20 protein-coding genes are annotated in these 16,630 nt (G+C 54.6%); 1 reads left to right on the top strand and 19 read right to left on the bottom strand.

The genetic code is table 11. From position 1 onward, the window contains the following. Positions 1–194: 194 nt before the first annotated feature. From E1958_RS18620 to phaE, 11 genes are all read right to left on the bottom strand, one after another. Positions 195–611: a Zn-ribbon domain-containing OB-fold protein gene (locus E1958_RS18620; RefSeq protein WP_133513199.1), complete on the bottom strand. Its 417-nt coding sequence runs from the start codon at positions 609–611 to the stop codon at positions 195–197. A 4-nt stretch (positions 612–615) separates the two neighbouring features. Then, a complete protein-coding gene (locus E1958_RS18615) occupies positions 616–1,878 on the bottom strand; it encodes a thiolase C-terminal domain-containing protein (RefSeq protein ID WP_133513198.1) in 1,263 nt (420 codons plus the stop codon). 758 nt (positions 1,879–2,636) lie between these two features. Next, positions 2,637–2,849 (bottom strand): PIN domain-containing protein, encoded by a 213-nt coding sequence (locus E1958_RS22190; RefSeq protein WP_165742069.1) that lies wholly within the window; start codon positions 2,847–2,849, stop codon positions 2,637–2,639. Between the two features lie 345 nt (positions 2,850–3,194). Then, entirely contained in the window at positions 3,195–3,737 is a 543-nt protein-coding gene (locus tag E1958_RS18600) for a DUF6338 family protein (RefSeq protein ID WP_089724645.1), read from the bottom strand. Positions 3,738–3,744: 7 nt separating this feature from the next. Beyond that, positions 3,745–3,906, bottom strand: coding sequence for a type II toxin-antitoxin system HicB family antitoxin (locus E1958_RS18595; RefSeq protein ID WP_089724647.1), 162 nt, complete (start codon positions 3,904–3,906; stop codon positions 3,745–3,747). Positions 3,907–4,152: 246 nt separating this feature from the next. Then, the gene (locus E1958_RS22185) at positions 4,153–4,527 is read right to left on the bottom strand and encodes a DUF6338 family protein (RefSeq protein WP_424945096.1); all 375 of its coding nucleotides are present in this window, start codon (positions 4,525–4,527) and stop codon (positions 4,153–4,155) included. A gap of 84 nt (positions 4,528–4,611) precedes the next feature. Beyond that, entirely contained in the window at positions 4,612–6,732 is a 2,121-nt protein-coding gene (locus tag E1958_RS18590; protein WP_165742071.1) for a caspase family protein, read from the bottom strand. Between the two features lie 202 nt (positions 6,733–6,934). Beyond that, on the bottom strand, positions 6,935–7,105 hold the full coding sequence (locus tag E1958_RS18585) for a type II toxin-antitoxin system HicA family toxin (RefSeq protein WP_207787849.1): 171 nt from the start codon (positions 7,103–7,105) through the stop codon (positions 6,935–6,937). A 14-nt stretch (positions 7,106–7,119) separates the two neighbouring features. Next, complete coding sequence (locus E1958_RS18580; RefSeq protein ID WP_133513196.1) at positions 7,120–7,332, bottom strand: type II toxin-antitoxin system HicB family antitoxin; 213 nt, start codon at positions 7,330–7,332, stop codon at positions 7,120–7,122. A gap of 240 nt (positions 7,333–7,572) precedes the next feature. After that, positions 7,573–8,670: a class III poly(R)-hydroxyalkanoic acid synthase subunit PhaC gene (phaC, locus tag E1958_RS18575; RefSeq protein ID WP_133513195.1), complete on the bottom strand. Its 1,098-nt coding sequence runs from the start codon at positions 8,668–8,670 to the stop codon at positions 7,573–7,575. A 44-nt stretch (positions 8,671–8,714) separates the two neighbouring features. Then, positions 8,715–9,881, bottom strand: a complete 1,167-nt coding sequence (gene phaE / locus E1958_RS18570; RefSeq protein ID WP_133513194.1) for a class III poly(R)-hydroxyalkanoic acid synthase subunit PhaE — start codon at positions 9,879–9,881, stop codon at positions 8,715–8,717. A 302-nt stretch (positions 9,882–10,183) separates the two neighbouring features. Here phaE and E1958_RS18565 point away from each other — a divergent pair, with 302 nt between their 5' ends. Continuing rightward, positions 10,184–10,978 carry an SDR family NAD(P)-dependent oxidoreductase gene (locus E1958_RS18565; protein ID WP_089724657.1) on the top strand — a complete coding sequence of 265 codons (795 nt, stop codon included), beginning with the start codon at positions 10,184–10,186 and terminating at the stop codon, positions 10,976–10,978. A 193-nt stretch (positions 10,979–11,171) separates the two neighbouring features. On the opposite strand, the gene E1958_RS18560 is transcribed toward E1958_RS18565, so the two are convergent. The 8 genes from E1958_RS18560 to E1958_RS18525 form a co-directional block, all read right to left on the bottom strand. Beyond that, positions 11,172–11,891, bottom strand: a complete 720-nt coding sequence (locus E1958_RS18560) for a hypothetical protein (RefSeq protein ID WP_133513193.1) — start codon at positions 11,889–11,891, stop codon at positions 11,172–11,174. A gap of 80 nt (positions 11,892–11,971) precedes the next feature. Continuing rightward, positions 11,972–12,163, bottom strand: coding sequence for a sulfur relay protein DsrC (locus E1958_RS18555; protein WP_133513192.1), 192 nt, complete (start codon positions 12,161–12,163; stop codon positions 11,972–11,974). A gap of 308 nt (positions 12,164–12,471) precedes the next feature. Then, positions 12,472–13,452, bottom strand: coding sequence for a PhoH family protein (locus tag E1958_RS18550; protein ID WP_133513191.1), 981 nt, complete (start codon positions 13,450–13,452; stop codon positions 12,472–12,474). Positions 13,453–13,516: 64 nt separating this feature from the next. Further along, on the bottom strand, positions 13,517–13,861 hold the full coding sequence (locus E1958_RS18545; RefSeq protein ID WP_207787847.1) for a HigA family addiction module antitoxin: 345 nt from the start codon (positions 13,859–13,861) through the stop codon (positions 13,517–13,519). Between the two features lie 14 nt (positions 13,862–13,875). After that, positions 13,876–14,160 carry a type II toxin-antitoxin system RelE/ParE family toxin gene (locus tag E1958_RS18540; protein ID WP_133513190.1) on the bottom strand — a complete coding sequence of 95 codons (285 nt, stop codon included), beginning with the start codon at positions 14,158–14,160 and terminating at the stop codon, positions 13,876–13,878. 175 nt (positions 14,161–14,335) lie between these two features. Beyond that, positions 14,336–15,661: a tRNA (N6-isopentenyl adenosine(37)-C2)-methylthiotransferase MiaB gene (miaB, locus tag E1958_RS18535; protein ID WP_133513189.1), complete on the bottom strand. Its 1,326-nt coding sequence runs from the start codon at positions 15,659–15,661 to the stop codon at positions 14,336–14,338. Between the two features lie 165 nt (positions 15,662–15,826). Beyond that, entirely contained in the window at positions 15,827–16,243 is a 417-nt protein-coding gene (locus tag E1958_RS18530; RefSeq protein WP_207787848.1) for a type IV pilin protein, read from the bottom strand. Positions 16,244–16,334: 91 nt separating this feature from the next. Next, positions 16,335–16,630 (bottom strand): BsuBI/PstI family type II restriction endonuclease (locus E1958_RS18525; RefSeq protein WP_279512453.1); only part of this gene is annotated, 296 nt, incomplete at its 5' end.

Raw genomic sequence — 16,630 nt, 5'->3', positions numbered from 1 at the left:
GGAAACCATTCGTGCTTGCTCTTTGTGCTAAATGGTGCTGCCGTAATGGCTGGTAACGCATAAACGGGCCGGTGGATACCGGCCCGTTCAGAAGTAGGCTGGATTGAGGAACGAAACCCAGCAAGCCAATCTAGCTTTTAAGGGCAAACCTGGTGTGCTGGGTCTCGTCCCTTGCCTCAGCCTACCAGCTTACGTTAAGTGGCCTTGAACCCGATGTAGGTGTTCTTCTTTTCTCCTTCCGTCCGGTCGATGAAGGTCAGCCCCATGGGGGTGCCGATCTTGATCGCATCGGGTTTGGTGAGGTCTAGCCCTAAGATCTGGGCGCTGATTGCCGGGCCCTCGTCCAGGCGCACGACGCCGACGCAATAGGGATTCTTCGGGCCGTAGCCCGCTTCCACCATACGGGTCGGTCCATAGAGGGTTACGGTAAAGGCCTCCAGCTTGCCTTTTCCACTCATCTCCGTCCACTCCATCTTCTCGCTGTGACAGGTGGAGCAGACGGGACGCGGCGGTAAGAAGAGCTCACCACAGGACTTACACTTGGTGCCCATGAGCTTCTTCTCATCGACGAATTCGTAGAAACCGGCCGCATTGTAGAAATCTTTGCTCATGGTCTTATCTCCGCTCGAAAATGTTGACGACGCACACCTGACCGCTGCCCCCCAGGTTGTGGGTCAGGCCGAGGGTCGGCTCGCCCGGTAGCTGGCGCTCGCCCGCCTCGCCGCGCAGTTGCTTCCAGATTTCGATGACCTGCCCGACCCCCGAGGCACCCACCGGATGGCCTTTGGATTTGAGCCCACCGGAGGTATTGATGGGGCGGTCGCCGTCACGGGCGGTCCGACCTTCTTCCAGGGCCTTCCAGCCCGCACCGGGGTCGAAGAAACCCAGGTCCTCGGTGGCGATCACCTGGGTCATAGTGAAGCAGTCATGGACCTCGCAGACCTGGATGTCTTTCGGCGACTTGCCAGCCATCTCGTAGGCGGTCTGACCGGCTAGGACCGCCGGCTCGATCGTAGTCAGATCGGTACGGTCGTGCATGGGCACCCCGGAGGCAATGCCATTGCCGATGAGATGGACGGGCTTGTCGGTGAAGTTGTGGGCCATGTCTTCCGCCACCAGCAGGAGCGCCGCCGCGCCATCGGAGACCGGGGAACAGTCGAACAGGCGCATGGGCCAGGAGATAACCGGATTGGCGCGCGGGTCGCGCAGGAAGGCCATCTCATCATCCCACTGGGGGATCGGCTTGCCCTTTTTCTCCGCGCTCTTCTGCTTCATCTTGATGAAGTCGCCGATCCGCTTGCCGAACTGGGCCTTGGCGTTGAGGGCGCCGTTCTCGTGGTTCTGCAACGCCACCTTCATCATGGTCTCACCGGTAGCGCCGTAGCGGTCCATATAGGCGGTCGCCAGGGCGGCGTACAGGCCGGGAAAGGTGAAACCCGCCACGTTCTCGTACAGGTTGTCGCTGGCCGTGGCCAGGATCTCGGTGACCTTCTCGGTCGGCTGATCGGTCTCCTTCTCATAGCCGCCCACCAGCACCATGTCGGCAATCCCGGAGGCGATCGCCATCCAACCCAGACGGATGGCGCTCCCGCCGCTGGCACAGGCGTTCTCGGTGCGAATCGCAGGTTTTGGATTCATCCCCACCGCGTTGGCGATAAAGGGGGCGGTGAAGCATTGCCCCTCGAATTGGCTGCTACTGTAGTTACCGAAGTAACACTCCTCGATGTCCTTGGGGTCAAAACCCTTGTCCACCGATGCGCGCATGTCTTTGAAGGCCTCGACAAACAGGTCGCGGGTGGTCTTTCCGGGGAAGGCCCCGAAATTACTCATGCCCGCCCCGACCAGTGCGACACCACGATTGAACCGCTTAGTTGCCATCTTGAATCTCCAGGGTGGTAGTTAATTGTTATTGTCGGCGAACGACTCTCCAGCCGCTCACGGACGCGGGACCGCAACAGCACGTCCTTACGGCTTTTCCGATTCCAACAGGTTATCGCGGTCGATATTACCGGTGTATCCCTGTTCCGGGCACTCGGTTTTTGATGGTGGAGGATTCGAAGCTTTCTTAGAGGCTGTCTAAAAACTAACCCATTGATTATCGACTAGCTCCCCACGCTCCAGCATCAATTAAGCGTCTCGGTAGGCCACAGCCAACGCCTATCAGCACAGAGGAGCTGCGTCCACGGGAGTGGACAAGACGACGTTCCCACGCTGGAGTGTGGGAAGAGCGCGAGGAGCCTTCCATTATTTTACACGATGACGAAGAAACAAACGATTTGCTTCAACGGGGCTATGTGTTAATCGAGGTCGCGACCGACTGAAAAGGTAAATGCCCCTGTTTTTATTTTTTCAAAATCCGGAAGATTGCCTTGCTGGCCCATAATTGATTGTACGTTTTCTTCCTGTCTTTTTTGATATTCGGCAACTCGTTAGACGCTTTTCCGCTGCGACTTGATATCGGCGATTATGTCTTTCACGGACATGCCCTTGAAAAGCTGCTCGCGTTCTTCAGTGTAGTTCCTCGTGCCGGCTCTGAACTGGCTCAGGAATCGAATTGTGTCAACGACACCGATCTCTACTGATGAGAACATTCGTAGCGTGCTGAGTTACTTCGGAAATGGGTTAAACGTGTATTGTCATCTCAAAACCTCCGATACGACACCGAGTACAGAAATAACTTCGCAGCCAAGGCCGGTTACTGCTTTGGCTTTCCGCAGAAGTCGATCGTCGCATGTCGCAAAGAAATCTACCTTTGCTGTTGATGCAAGCGCCAAATGTACCGCGTCCATAGGGTCGATCCCATAACCTTCTAGGATGATTGCCAGCGTTTCTACCTGACAAACGGTCAAATTCCGTGAGATTACCCCTGGCTCCCACGCTCCAGCATCAATAAGGGACCAGCTAGACCAACACCAACTAATATATCAGCCAGAAAGGCACGGTCCGCTGGAGCGATAACGGGAAACCGCGCCGCTTTGCCGGATCCGCGTGCAGCATTCCGTCAGGAGTCGTGACTTGAGTCTCCGGATTGTCCACTATTCCGATTTGCAGATTTCGTATTATCACCAGGTGGATTACTGGGATCTAAATTTCCCTCTATATTTCCCTCTATTGGTTGGTGGCCCTTATCATGCACTGGCTGATAACCATCACGAAGCGGAATATTCTTGTCACTCATGTCAATCACTCCAGATTCATTGATAAAAGCGGATGAGTTTGATCGCGCTGGCCGAGATTATGGCGCCATGGGATCTTTCGAGTGGCCTGACAAATTTGTCATTTCCTCCAATTTCCCATAATTGCTGAAGATATAATTGTTCTTCAGCCGGATAAGAAGACGCGAATGACTTTGTATCGTACATACCGCCTATTATCTCACCGCCAGTCAGCTCAATAATAATCCAGTAAGACTGGCCGTTTCTGAAGACGCGATCCCAAGGTTTCGCTATTGGATGAGGCGCATATTTTTTGAAAAACTTCTGTTTCCGCAACCAAAGGAAAACTAACAGAATGTGCCAAGCTGGATAGTTGCTTCCCCATTGGTATTTATAATCCAGCACTATCAACCATAACAGCAACGAATAATTTATACAGCTATATGCAACCACATCTACCAGGGATTTTCCAACTTCTCTTCGTTCTGATGGCACGAGGAGGTCGTATGTTTTTATGGATATAAAGCCTGGAATCACAAAGGCAATAAACAAGACCAGCTTATCGGCATCCCAAATATTCATTGCATACTCATGCTTCGATACGTTCCGCCAACACGCGAAGGGCAAGGGATTCGGCTTGTGCGATGGCCTCTTCCCGCGTCTTGCCATATTTCATTACGCCGGGAATTTCGAGTACCTCGGCAATCCATCGTCCGTCCGTTTCCTGTTCTGTTTCGAGCGTAAATCGCACGTTTCACCTCATCAGGTTTCTTTCATGCCAACTGTAATCTATTTCCGGATTTCCTTCCTGGATACCAATTGATCTTATCAGCCATTCTTCTTTTGAGGCGGTGGTGGCGGGGGTGCCGGCCTTACATTTTTTGGCGGCGGAGGGTTAGCTCCATCATACTGAATATCATACTGACGAGGTGCTGGTGGCGGCGGCGGTGGTGGTTCCGGTCTTACATTTTTCGGTGGTGGAGGATTCGACTGTTTTTTACTCATCCTCTTTCTCCCAAGTGTTTTCGAGGAATTCAACCCACTTTATACCTTTAGTATCCACTAAAATGCTTTTGACTCCAGGTATTCTTTCTTCTTTTCCATTTTCATGGATCCATGCGGGATCGGCTATAAAAAAATGTCCCTGTTCCGGGTCCGATGGCCATTCGATCGGCCACCCGTATAATCGCCTTTCATCGTCGAAATGCAAAACTACGAATGTTACGTTATCCAAGAATGAACCGGACCACTCCGATGAATACGAGGTTTCTCGCGTTATATTTTTATCCCTGAGATACTTATGGATCTTATTGGTGTTTGCAAAGTAAGAAAAGAGGATGCCGAATATGATGGCGATCAGAATAGAGGTGATAAGAGTTAGAAAAGGGCAACCGCAAATCGGTAGCCTGTAAAAAACGGAAACAAAAACCGGAGACTAGTCTGAAGAACAACTCATTTAATCTGGCGAAACCCAAACTTCCACACGCCGGTTGTTATTCCTCCCTCTTTCCCAATTATTGCAAGCAATCGGAAAACTTTCTCCAAATCCCCTAACATCCAGCAGATTACGCTCTCTCATATTCTGTCCCATATCTTTTTCGATAAACTGCGCTACCTTACTGGCTCGATCCAAGGATAATCTCCTGTTTCTCTCCGCTGGTCCTTCAAAATCAGCGAATCCCAACAGAAACAGATGGTGATTTTGCCAGAATTGATTGTAATAAGAAATCAAACGTTTCACGTCGTCCTTTGCCCGATAATCGAGATCTGAGGAACCAGACCTGAACCGGAAGGTAAACGATAGGCGTTCACCGCGCATGGCAAGCCTATTCATATCCATCAGAAATTCAGATTCCTCGGCGAGCATTGGAGCTAAGCGCAAGCGTTGCTGCACGATGCCTCCTAAGAACCTGCCAGCCCTTTTCCCATTAAGATCGACAAAATCTTTCTGGCTGACAATTGTTTGACCTTCCGGCGATTTCGCAAAATTAATGAAGTCTTTAATGAAAGCAGTATTTTCTCCATTGGCAGGTAAGGTATAGAGATAGAGGCGGCGACTGAGGGGATACTCTTCCGTCTTAATAGGTAATGGTTCAGGTCGGTAGAGAAATGCACACTCCCAAAGGTTTATCACCTTTGCCTTTCCACTATAGGCATGGCCCACATAACCGATTCGGTCAACATTTTCAAGCACACAGTCTCTCACACTGGTATTAGTTAGGTTTTCAACTGCAGTGAACGAGTAACGTTTACCTTCCATCACTCTATCATCGAATACGTCACGTGTTCCAGCACCGCTTACACGCACGCATGGCTTAATGCCCATCGCTTTCCCGCCGACTTGGTCCCAGGTGATTTTCCCTCGAAAGAGTTGTTGAATCTGTTCCCGAGTAAGTGAGTTTACTGGATTGTCGGGATGAACAATTACCTTAATTCCGTCCAGTGCGATAACATGTTCCCTCACCGCGCTGTAGCGTTCAATCAAATCCGAATACTCCTCCTTTTCGATTTGGCGCGAGGACATGACTACTTCAGCCTCACCAATGATGGCTGCGCCAAACCCTTTGCCCGATCCCGTCACCTTCACCATAAAGTTATTGGGTGTTCCTGAGGAAGCGGACGTAATCGTCATAAATTGTGTATGATATTCATCAGTACGTTCGCCGTCTTTCCATTTTATCCCAGTTGCGTTACGTCTTTGCATCAAGTACTCCTCTAACAGCTTGGGCAGCAATTGCTCTCCTACCGTACTAGAACCAACAAAGCGTAGCGGGTTTTCAGGAGGTGGTGGTGGGGAGCTTGGTTTGCCGACAATAAATACGGACTTAGATAATTCCGAGTAATAGCCGGGTTGCTGCTCCCCGTTGGTCATCTTGCGCACTTTAGCATTGATATTGCGGAACATGATTTCCATTGGCTCAGATTCTTTTAACGCTTCCAGAAGGGCTGTGGCATATGGACTGTGAGTATCGTCTAGAGTCAGATAATCCTTTGCCACGGAGTCCGGCGCCGTTGAATAAGCAATAAAGGCATTGGCTAAACGATCAAAAGGAGCAAGTCCCACAACTGGTCTTCCATCACGCCCTCTTCCTTGTATAAGTTTGTCACTAAGCGGGTCATTCCGACAGGCATCCAGGATGAATATCACAGGCCCGCGGCTAGAAGCCTTAATGTCCCGCATGACGTCGTTAGCGTTGATGGCTTGCCGCTTCAAACTGCGTTTGTTTTTCGCTGATTCAAGCGAACCTATTGGCATCAAGTAGTTTTCTCCATCATTTTGTATCCCATGGCCGGCATAAAAGAAAACTCCCAGCTTTGAATTGTTGAGCTGGGTAATGAACTTCCTGATGCTATTATCCATTTTTGTTACGTCCGCATCAAGTTCCTTGATGACATCGTAACCATGGTCGCTAAGATAGCGTGCGATTTCACCTGCATCATTCAAGGGGGTTTTAAGAGGTGCTGTTTTGTAATTGGCATTACCGATGATTAAGGCAACGCGTTCCTGTGCCAGTGTCGGAATAGCATTTAACATTCCAACAAACCAGATAAGTAAGAAAGCGTGTCGGTTAAACATAATCATTATCCCAATTTACTTGTAGTCGGATTGAAATTTCTTGTTGCCAAAATAAAATACTTTCAAGTAAATGCCATCTTCGTTACTATCGTATCCTAATTCGAAGCAATGGAGATGATAAATTTGTGCACATCGGCCAGCTCTTGCCGGGTGTGTCACAAGATGGATATTCTTTCTATGCCCTGCAAGCGTTTGTTAGCGGCTATCTGACTGATTCTACGCCAAGGTCCTTACATATCTTCTTTACCACTGTATCTTTAACTTCTGAATGTCTTGGGATTGCAGAACGCTTGTTTAACTCCGGGTTGAACCACCATGAATGTTTCCTTCCTTCCCTCAACAATTCGCATCCCTGGCTGCGGAGGTATTTCAGGAATTCCTTTCTTTTTATACTGCGATTTTTTCTTCCATATATCCGATACCTGCTGCTACTAAAGCATCTTGCCGATTAAACTCTAACGCCTCTTTAAGAGTAACCTCCAACGTATTTTTTAATTCATCATAGGTCTTTTCCTGACAATTCACTCCAGGGACTTCTTCAATCCAACCTATCCACCAATTATCTTCTTCCTTAATAATAGCCGTATATTCGTGTTTCATAGCCTGTCCTCGCGGTGTTGAGCCGTTCTTCCGCTAACCTGTGTTCTCAACTACTAACATTGAGCCGACAGAATTGCCACGGAAAATTCGTCCGCTGAGTTGGCTGTTTTTAGTACCAGTTTTCCACGGTCGAACGGCAATCTTTTATCCGCAGATTGCGCAGATTATCGCAGATGTCTTCATTTCTATGACAATGTAATAATCTGCGTAATCTGCGGATTCAAATGGTACCGCTACGTGTCAAGCCCGCTCCCGCAGCCATTTGGCAACGCCCGGCGCCAGCATTTTCTGCGACTTGCCGCCGACATAGATGCCGATGTGGCCGGAGGGGATGGCCATTTCCGTGTAGTCATCGGTCCCCGCCTTCTCCCCGAGTATCTTTGAACAGTGCGGTGGCACCAGGTGGTCGGCCGTCGCATAGCAGTTGAGGATCGGCATGGTAAGATTACCCAGGTCGACGAGGCGGTCGCCGATCATCTTCTCGTTCTTGACCAGCTGGTTGTCCCGCATGAAATCCCGCACGAACTCCCGGTAGGCCTCACCGGCTGCATCCGGACCATCGAACAACCACTTCTCCATGCGCAGGAAGTTCATCATCGCCTTCTCGTTGTCCAAGATGTCCAGCATGTCGTGGTACTTGCCGAAATTGAGCGCGAAGGGCTTGACCAGGAGGAAGGTGAAGTTGAGGACATCCGCAGGCACGTTGCCGTAGGCATCGACCATCAGCTCCACATCCACGCCTTTGCCCCAATTGAAGAGCAGTCCGACCTCCGGATTCTGCTTATCCCAGCCGGGATGAAAATCGATCGGGGTCACGGTCAGGATCAGGTTTGCCACCTTGTCCGGGTGCAGCGCCGCATAGCAGGTGGCGAGGGTGCCGCCCTGGCAGATCCCGAGAACATTGATCTTGTCGACCCCGTGCCGCTCACGCAGGAAATCGACGCAATTATCCACATAGCCGTTCACATAGTCGTCCACGGTGAGGTACTTGTCCGCCGGTGCGGGATCGCCCCACTCGATCAAGTAGGTATCCAGTCCCTCCTTGACCAGGTTGCGCACCAGGGAACGGTCTTCCTGGAGATCGGCCACCAGGTAGCGGTTGACCAGGGCATAGACAATGAGCAACGGGGTTTCGAGCAGGTCGTCTTGGGTCGGCAGGTAATGATAGAGCTTGAGCTTGTCTTCCGTGTACACGGTCTCCTTGGGCGCGGTGCCGATGTCCACGTCCTCATCCTTGAGACTGCTGAGGAATTCGAGGCCCTTGGTGATCTTGTCGTTGATCTCCTTGATCTCTTTGACGGCATCCTTGGGCTGGATATCGATGGGTAGTGACAGCATGGATTTTCTCCAAAAGATAGGAATTGCGTTCGGAAGGGCACGACTCAAACAGCGGGTTCCACACGCGCTGCCGGCTTCTTGCGGACCGGTGCCTTCTTCGCTGTCTTTTGCGTTTCTACCTGTTTGATCGCATTCTGTGCCGTCGGCTTGGTTTCCGCCTTGGCTTCCATAGCCGGCTTGGTCTGCTCGTGCATGGCCTTTTTCAACGCCTTGACCTCTTTGCGCAATTCGTACAGCGTCTTGTAGGCATCGTCGAGCTCGCTGCGGGTCGGCAGGTTCAGGCCCTTCAGGACCATCTCGACCACCGTTTGCTGCATGAGCTTGTAGGACATGCCGGCCGCTGACAATTCGCGCTGCGCCTTCAGATATTCCTCGGATGCGTACATCTCGGTGAAGACCTTGTCGGCGGACTCGAGCCACAGGCGATTCAGGTCGCGCACGCTCCGGATCTTCTCGCCCTGTTTGCTCTTCTCCGCCAGGGCCTCCATCACGGCCTCCACCGCTTTACTCAGGGCCCCGGTCGTCATCCTATTGAACTCGAGCATGACCTTGCGCAGATCGACGAAGGCATCGAAGGCCCGCAGGATCTTCGCTTGGTGTTCGCGAGTGACGCCGATACTGGGAATCTCGGCAAACCCGACAAAAGGCCCGGTCTGGAAGTCGTCCTGCCCCATCGTGAGTAAGCGGCCCAACCCCGTCGATCCTCCCAGCATCATTTCACCCAAATGCCCACTGCCGGTCGCCTCGAGCGCCGACGAGAGCCAGGGTTTCAGCAAGGGGCCCCACTCGCTCAGGTAGGATTGCCAGAGGGCCTGGGTGTCCTTAGACATCTCGAGCATGTCACCGGACGCCCCGGTGAGCTGTTGAAACCAGTCGGTCGTGAACCCCGAGAGCGGAGACCGCCAATCCCGACCGGCATCGAGCTTGGGGGCGACCAACTGCCAGGCACGGGTCAGCAACTCCAGGTTGCGCATCATCGAGAACTGGCTGCCGAAGACCTGGCGGCCGGCATCCCGCGCAACCCCGGCCGGGTCCGTCCACAGCGACATCGATTGCTGAAACCATTCCATGGGATTCATCGCAAAGGCTTGTGGTTTCGGTTGGGCACCCACGGCGCGACCGGCGAGATCTTGCCAACTGTCCCAGACATTCTTCTGCGCCTCGGTCCAGGTCTTCAACATTTGTTCGGCCTGTTCGGTCCAGTCCGCCATAGGATTCCTCCTAATTAGAGTTATTGGTAATATTCTAATCAAGCGAATTATTCATATAATGACTCATGCGCAGCATGGAATGCGAAGGTGTCATATAGGAATAGAGGCTCGAAATAAGCGTTCATTTATACTACAGTGCCGACTGAGCTGCAACAGGACCAGGTTGTGAGCTCTTATTGCAGAAGATCTGCGATCTGATAATCTTTAGGCGCAAACTGCAGGTTTGGAATCTTCTCGCTATCCTGGGTGCTATTCCTGCAGGAAGCTTTTTTCCACCATAAAAAAACCTAAGGAGGTACGGAGTGGACGTAAAGGGCAGTGTAATCGTCATCACGGGCGGCGGTACCGGCATCGGCGCCGCGGTTGCCAAAAACCTGGCCGCGGACGGGGCCAAGGTCGCACTCGCCGGTAGGCGTATCGAACGTCTGGAGCAAACGGTCAAGGAGATCAAGGAAGCGGGCGGCGAGGCGATCGCGGTGCAGACCGACGTCACCAAGGAGGAAGACCAGAGCAAGCTGATGGATAAGGCGATCGAGACCTTCGGTTCCCTCGACGTGGTCCTGGCGAACGCGGGGCGCTTCGCCGACAGCCTGATGATCAACACCGACAAGAACACCGGCAAGGTCAAGAATTTCATGACCACCGAACAGTTCAAGGCGGTCGTCGACACCAATCTCATCGGCACCTTCATTACCTTGCGAGAGGCCGCCCGGCGTATGGCTGACAGTGGTAAGGAGGGGTTGCTGCTGATCACCTCCTCGATCAACAGCACCGGCCAGATCGGACAGCTCAACTATTCCTCTACCAAGGTCGCACTCACCCTGTGGCCCAAGATCCTGGTGGGCGAGTTCCACCTGAAGCACCTGCCGATCCGGGTCGTCGGCGTCTCACCGGGCTACACCGCCACGGAAATCCTCAAGGGGATGAACGAGACGGCCCTGGAGGCGATCCTCAAAGACGTCCATGTCGGCCATTTGGTAGAGCCGGAAGAGCTCGCCGGCACCATCAAGCACGTCATCGCCAACGACTCGATCGATGGCACGACCATTGAGGTAACCGGCGGTCTGGTCTACGGACCACGGGCGCGCGCGAAATAGCCTCTCGCCGCGGGTATTGCTCGGACGCGGTGCCCGCGGCTGAAATGCTCGACCAGGCTGGTAGCCGGCGGCTGGTGACCGGTAGCTATACTTTCACACAGAACAATCTGCGCATTTCACTCCCTCTCCCTCCGGGAGAGGGCGGGGGTGAGGGGGAAATTCAAAAGCTCAGATTGTGCCGTGTGGCAGTATATCAATTCACCGGCAGCTTGGCCTGGAGTACCTCGCGGTCGAACCACCAGTTGTCCTGGACCAGGACATCCACCACATTGCGGAGGCGTACCAGGAATTTGGCGGGGTCCTTGATCTCGAGTCGCTCCATCCAGCGATCGAATGCCTCCTGGCTATCCACCTTGCCGTGGCGCCTGGCAACCGTTCCCAGGGTTTGGCTGACCAGGAACATCAGGTTTTCACGTTGTGAGCCGGAGGCCCGGATGTCGGCAAGAAACAGGGCGGTGGTGGCGGCCACAGCGGCGCCGTCTGCGTCGTCCGGTGTTTCGTTTATCACATGGGTCAAGAGCGCCACCGAGAGCTCCGGGTCCATCGGATAGGTAACCGTGAGCCAGATGCCCTGGCCTAGGGCGTTCAGGGAGTCGGGCTGATCGGACTGGAATAAGACATCGCAGGCGTCGGCGGCGGATTCGAAGTCCTCCAATCGGATGAAGGTATCGAGCGCTTCACGACCCAGTGGCCAGGCCGCTTCGCCCCGCTCCAGATTGACCAGGGTACGCGCCGTCTGCAGCTTGATGTCGGCAATGTCCTGCGGGGCGCCGGCGCTCTGCACCAGCTCCCGATGCCGGTCCTGCAGGGCTTGCAGGTGGGACTCCAGGGCGGCTTCCTGGGCACTGTAGTTGACGACCGATTCGGCGGCGGTGTCCCCGAGCCGGAGACCCTTTAGATCGTAGTGCTTCATGGTTTCTGCCCGGATTCTTCGCACTAATGATTTTCTGCTTGCTCAGGTAAGACGGTGCTTTCTAGCGGCTGCAATGTCCGCTAGCGGATCAGCCCGCTGAATGCGGCCTCCAGCCGGTCTTCCCAATCCGCGGGCGTATCCGGGTAGGGCGGCGTTACGTCCATGCGGAAGAAACGTTCCCCACTGCGTGCAACCTCCTGAACCAGGGGGAGAAGCGTGTCGAAGGACTCGACCTCCTTATGGGCTACCAGGATATCACTCAGTTTCAGCATAGCTGCCCCCTTGGGTTCAGGTTCATCCGCCGAATATGTAGACGCCGGCCTGGGAAAACAACCGGTCGCGTTCGGCAGGGAAAACGACATCTGTAAAGGCAACCGGAAAAGCACCGTGCGGGAAAACCACAGGCTGCGTTTGATGGGGGAGAGCCGGCGAGTGGGGCTAGGATTCGGCTCGTGAGGCACTACCGAACGAAAGGGACGGGAACGGATAGGCCGGATCTACGGACGCAGGACGTCTGCTCTCTGCTCTGCCGGATAAAAGACAGTCGTTACCAATCATTCCCCATGCCCACAGGGCAGACCTACCTGGTGTCAGCATGCCGGCGATCGAAGGTATCATAGGCCCCGACGATGCGCTGCACCAAGGCGTGGCGCACGACGTCCCGGGCATTGAAGAAGGTGAAGCTGATACCCTCCACGTGGCGTAGAATCTCGATCGCCTCGCGCAGCCCGGAGGCTTGTCCACGCGGCAGATCCACCTGGGTGACGTCACCGGTGACCACGGCGGTGGAGCCGAAACCGATGCGGGTCAGGAACATCTTCATCTGCTCGGGCGTGGTGTTCTGGGCCTCGTCCAGGATGATGAAGGCGTCGTTCAGGGTACGTCCACGCATATAGGCCAGGGGGGCGACCTCGATCACATTGCGCTCGATGAGCTTGTTCACTTTCTCGAAGCCGAGCATCTCGTACAGGGCGTCGTAGAGGGGTCGCAGATAGGGATCGATCTTCTGGGCCAGATCCCCAGGTAGGAAGCCGAGCCGCTCGCCCGCCTCCACCGCCGGGCGCACTAGCACTAGGCGGCGTACCCGGTCGGATTCCAGGGACTCCACCGCACAGGCCACCGCCAGATAGGTCTTACCCGTACCGGCGGGACCGATCCCGAAATTGATGTCGTTGTGCAGGATGGCGTGCAGGTAGCGCTGCTGATTCGGTCCCCGGGCGCGGATCAAGACGCGCTTAGTCTTGATGACCACATCCGGCAACCGCTCCCCCGCGCCGTCCAGCAAGGCGTCCACCCCGGACTCCTGGAGGTGGAGATGGACTCGCTCCGGGGTCAGGATCTCATCCGCACTCACCCGGTAGAGCTCGCGCAATACCCGGGCCCCGGCAGCGACCGACCGACGCTCACCGATCAGGCGGAAGACGGCCCCACGGTTGTTGATCTCGATGCCTAACCGGGACTCGATCTGACGCAGATGCTGGTCGAGCTGCCCGCCCAGATTGGCCAGCCGCTCATTGTCCCCCGGCAGCTCGAGATCGAGGGTTTCCAACTGGGTAGACAAGGCTATGGATTCCGGACAAATTAGAGAGCGGACTTAAGTCTTCCTGTCCGGTCGAGAAGTTGCTTTAGTATGGCCTTAAAATCGCTGAGCCAGCTGTCGATTTGGATGCCGGATGTTGCAAGAGGCTGCTTAAATCGAGTTTTTCTGCTTGCTTACGCATCTGCGCTGCATCGTAGGCCGCTTGCAGCTTCAGCATCATTTCCATGTTGACGCTGAAGACCTTCTCAAATCGCAGCGCCATTTCCGGCGCTAACGACTCTTGTCCCTGCAAGAGGGCGGACAAGGTGTCCTGACGAACGCCGAGCGCTTCTGCGGCCTGCTCTATAGTCAAGCTCAGCGGCTTTACCACTTCGTCATATAGAAAGATCCCCGGATGTGGCGGCGTCATTCCCATCTTGAGTGCAGTCATAGCTCAGCCCCTCTTTAATGATAATCTTCGAGATTAAGATTCATAATTTCATCCCCCTCAGCCTCAAAAACCAAACGCCAATTTCCGGTAACAGTAATACTCCATTGTCCTTGTCGATCTCCTGTTAGCGGATGCAAGCGCCAGCCAGGCATCATATCTAGTTGGGATAAATCATCCGCAAAAGTTAACGCAGCCAAGATGTTTCTTATCTTTGGAACCATCATCGGTGTCAAACGACTGGCATCATCTTGCTCAAAAAGATGCTTAAGCCCTTTGTGGCGAATGCTCTTAACTCTCATACCGGCGAAATCATCATATTAGGTCCTGTTGACATTTACCCTAACCGACGGGTTTCTATATATTAAATGGTCGTAACATCCGAACGGTCCGCACAGCGGACCCTACACTAACCTTTGATTGACTGTAGGGTCCGCTGTGCGGACCTTCTAAATGTCAACACGACCTAGCTCCGGGTCACCGGATAAGCTCCCCCCGCAGTGAGTTGGGTAGGGCCCGGGTAATGGTCAAATCCACAAAATCTCCGATCAGATCCCGCGGGCCCGCAAAGTTGACCACCCGATTATTGGCGGTGCGTCCTGCAAGCTCCGTCGGTTTCCGGCGCGACGACCCCTCTACCAGTACCCGCTGGATGGTCCCCACCATACGCCGGCCGATGATTTGGGCGTGATGGTTCAGACGCTCCTGCAGGCGTGCCAGGCGCGCCTGCTTGACCATGCCGGGAACTTCATCCGGGTAATCCGCGGCGGGGGTGCCGGGGCGCCGGCTATAGATGAAGCTGAAGCTGGTATCGAATCGGATCTCGTCCACCAAGGCCAAGGTGGCGGCGAAGTCCTCCTCCGTCTCGCCCGGAAAGCCGACGATGAAGTCAGAGGAGATGCCGATATCCGGTCGCACCCGGCGCAGGTGTCGGATCTTGGACTTGTACTCGAGAACCCTATACCCCCGTTTCATGGCCGCCAGGATCGGATCGGAACCGCTTTGCACCGGCAGATGCAGGTGGCTCACCAGCTCGGGCACCTCCGCATAGGCCTCGATCAGGGAATCGGAGAGCGCCGCCGGGTGCGAGGTGGTGTAGCGGATGCGGTCGATACCCTGGATGGCGGCCAGGTAGCGGATCAAGAGCGCCAGGTCGGCGTTCTCCCCGTCGTGCATGGGGCCGCGGTACGCGTTCACGTTCTGGCCTAGCAGGTTGATCTCCCGCACCCCTTGCTCCGCAAGCTCCGCGACCTCTGCGATCACATCGTCGAAGGGACGACTGATCTCCTCGCCCCGGGTGTAGGGCACGATGCAATAGGTGCAGTATTTGGAGCAGCCTTCCATCACCGAGACAAAGGCCGTGGGTCCCTGGGCCTGGGGTGGAGGCAGGCAATCGAACTTCTCGATCGCAGGGAAGGAGACATCCACCTGGGGCCGACGCTGATCCCACAGGGCCTCGAGCATCTGCGGTAACCGGTGTAAGGTCTGGGGGCCGAACACCAGATCCACATAGGGTGCCCGCTCGCGGATCGCCGCGCCCTCCTGGCTCGCCACACAGCCGCCGACGCCGATGACCAAGGCCGGATTGCGCGTCTTCCAGGGGCGCCAACGACCGAGCTGGGAGAACACCTTTTCTTGGGCCTTTTCCCGCACGGAGCAGGTATTGAGCAGCAGCACATCCGCGTCCTCGGGTCGATCAACGCGCTCTAGGCTGTGCGACTCAGCCAGGACCTCCGCCAGGCGGGCGGAATCGTACTCGTTCATCTGGCAGCCGTAGGTTTGAATGAAGAGCTTTCCGGACATGCTGTTAAGTGTATGCGGAACGGCGAGTTGGGCTGAATTGCTGGTTCGAATCGCGGGCGATTCCGGCTCCGGGGGGAACGCGTATAAATCCTCCTGGGAACATGATCTTTTCAATCCGCAGATTACTCAGATTCTCACAGAATGACTTAGTTTTTAGACAGCCTCTCAGTCCCAACAAGCATCCCCCAGGCTCCCGACAGCGGTCTTTACGCCCGTATTTGTCAGAGTGAAAGCAGTACACCCGGCATCCGCGGCCTGTGGGCCATCTGCGACGGGGGTCGCGGTCAGACGATAGGTCGTAGCGGTCAGGGTGGGCATAACCCGGTAGAACCCCTGTGACGAGATAATCTCCACCGTCGATTGGATCGGGCAGTCCACATAATCGTAGACACCGCCGAACTGGGTATAGCAGCGTTCGAGGGTCTGGGCCACTTCCATCAGCCCGATCACGGCATCACTCCGCCGGGATCTCCTGACGGATTCGGTATAGGCAGGATAAGCCAGCGCCGTGAGGATGCCGACAACCGCCATCACGATCAAGAGCTCGATGAGCGTAAAGCCCCTTGTGTGCGCAACATACACCTTTGTGGTTCTATGGATTTTGCTCACTGGAATTGGAAGAACCTTTGAAAAATTTGAGGCGCCTGGAAGGATTATTCAGTGTAGCACCTTGTTAGGGTGTACTGTACGGACCAAGAAAGTGTTCCCCATTGAAGTGAATCAGGTGGGACGGTGCATCAGCCACCCACACCTCGGTTTCCCATGCGATTTCCCCAAGGTAACGGCCCATGATTGCCCGGTTCGGAAAGGCGGTCACATAGACCGGCCCAGCAGTCGATCCGGCGAAGAGATCGGCAAGCTCGGTGTGCCGCTTGGCATCGACTGGCCCGTGGCTGGTGACAGACTCAACCAGCAGCAGCCAGTTTTTCACGGTATAGTGCAGCACTACATCTGGCATCTTGCCGTGTG

The sequence above is a fragment of the Candidatus Thiosymbion oneisti genome (assembly GCF_004359955.1).
Classification (GTDB): domain Bacteria; phylum Pseudomonadota; class Gammaproteobacteria; order Chromatiales; family Chromatiaceae; genus Thiosymbion; species Thiosymbion oneisti.
The sequence above is the reverse complement of the archived record's forward strand: the minus strand, read 5'-3'. Positions and strand labels throughout refer to the sequence as shown.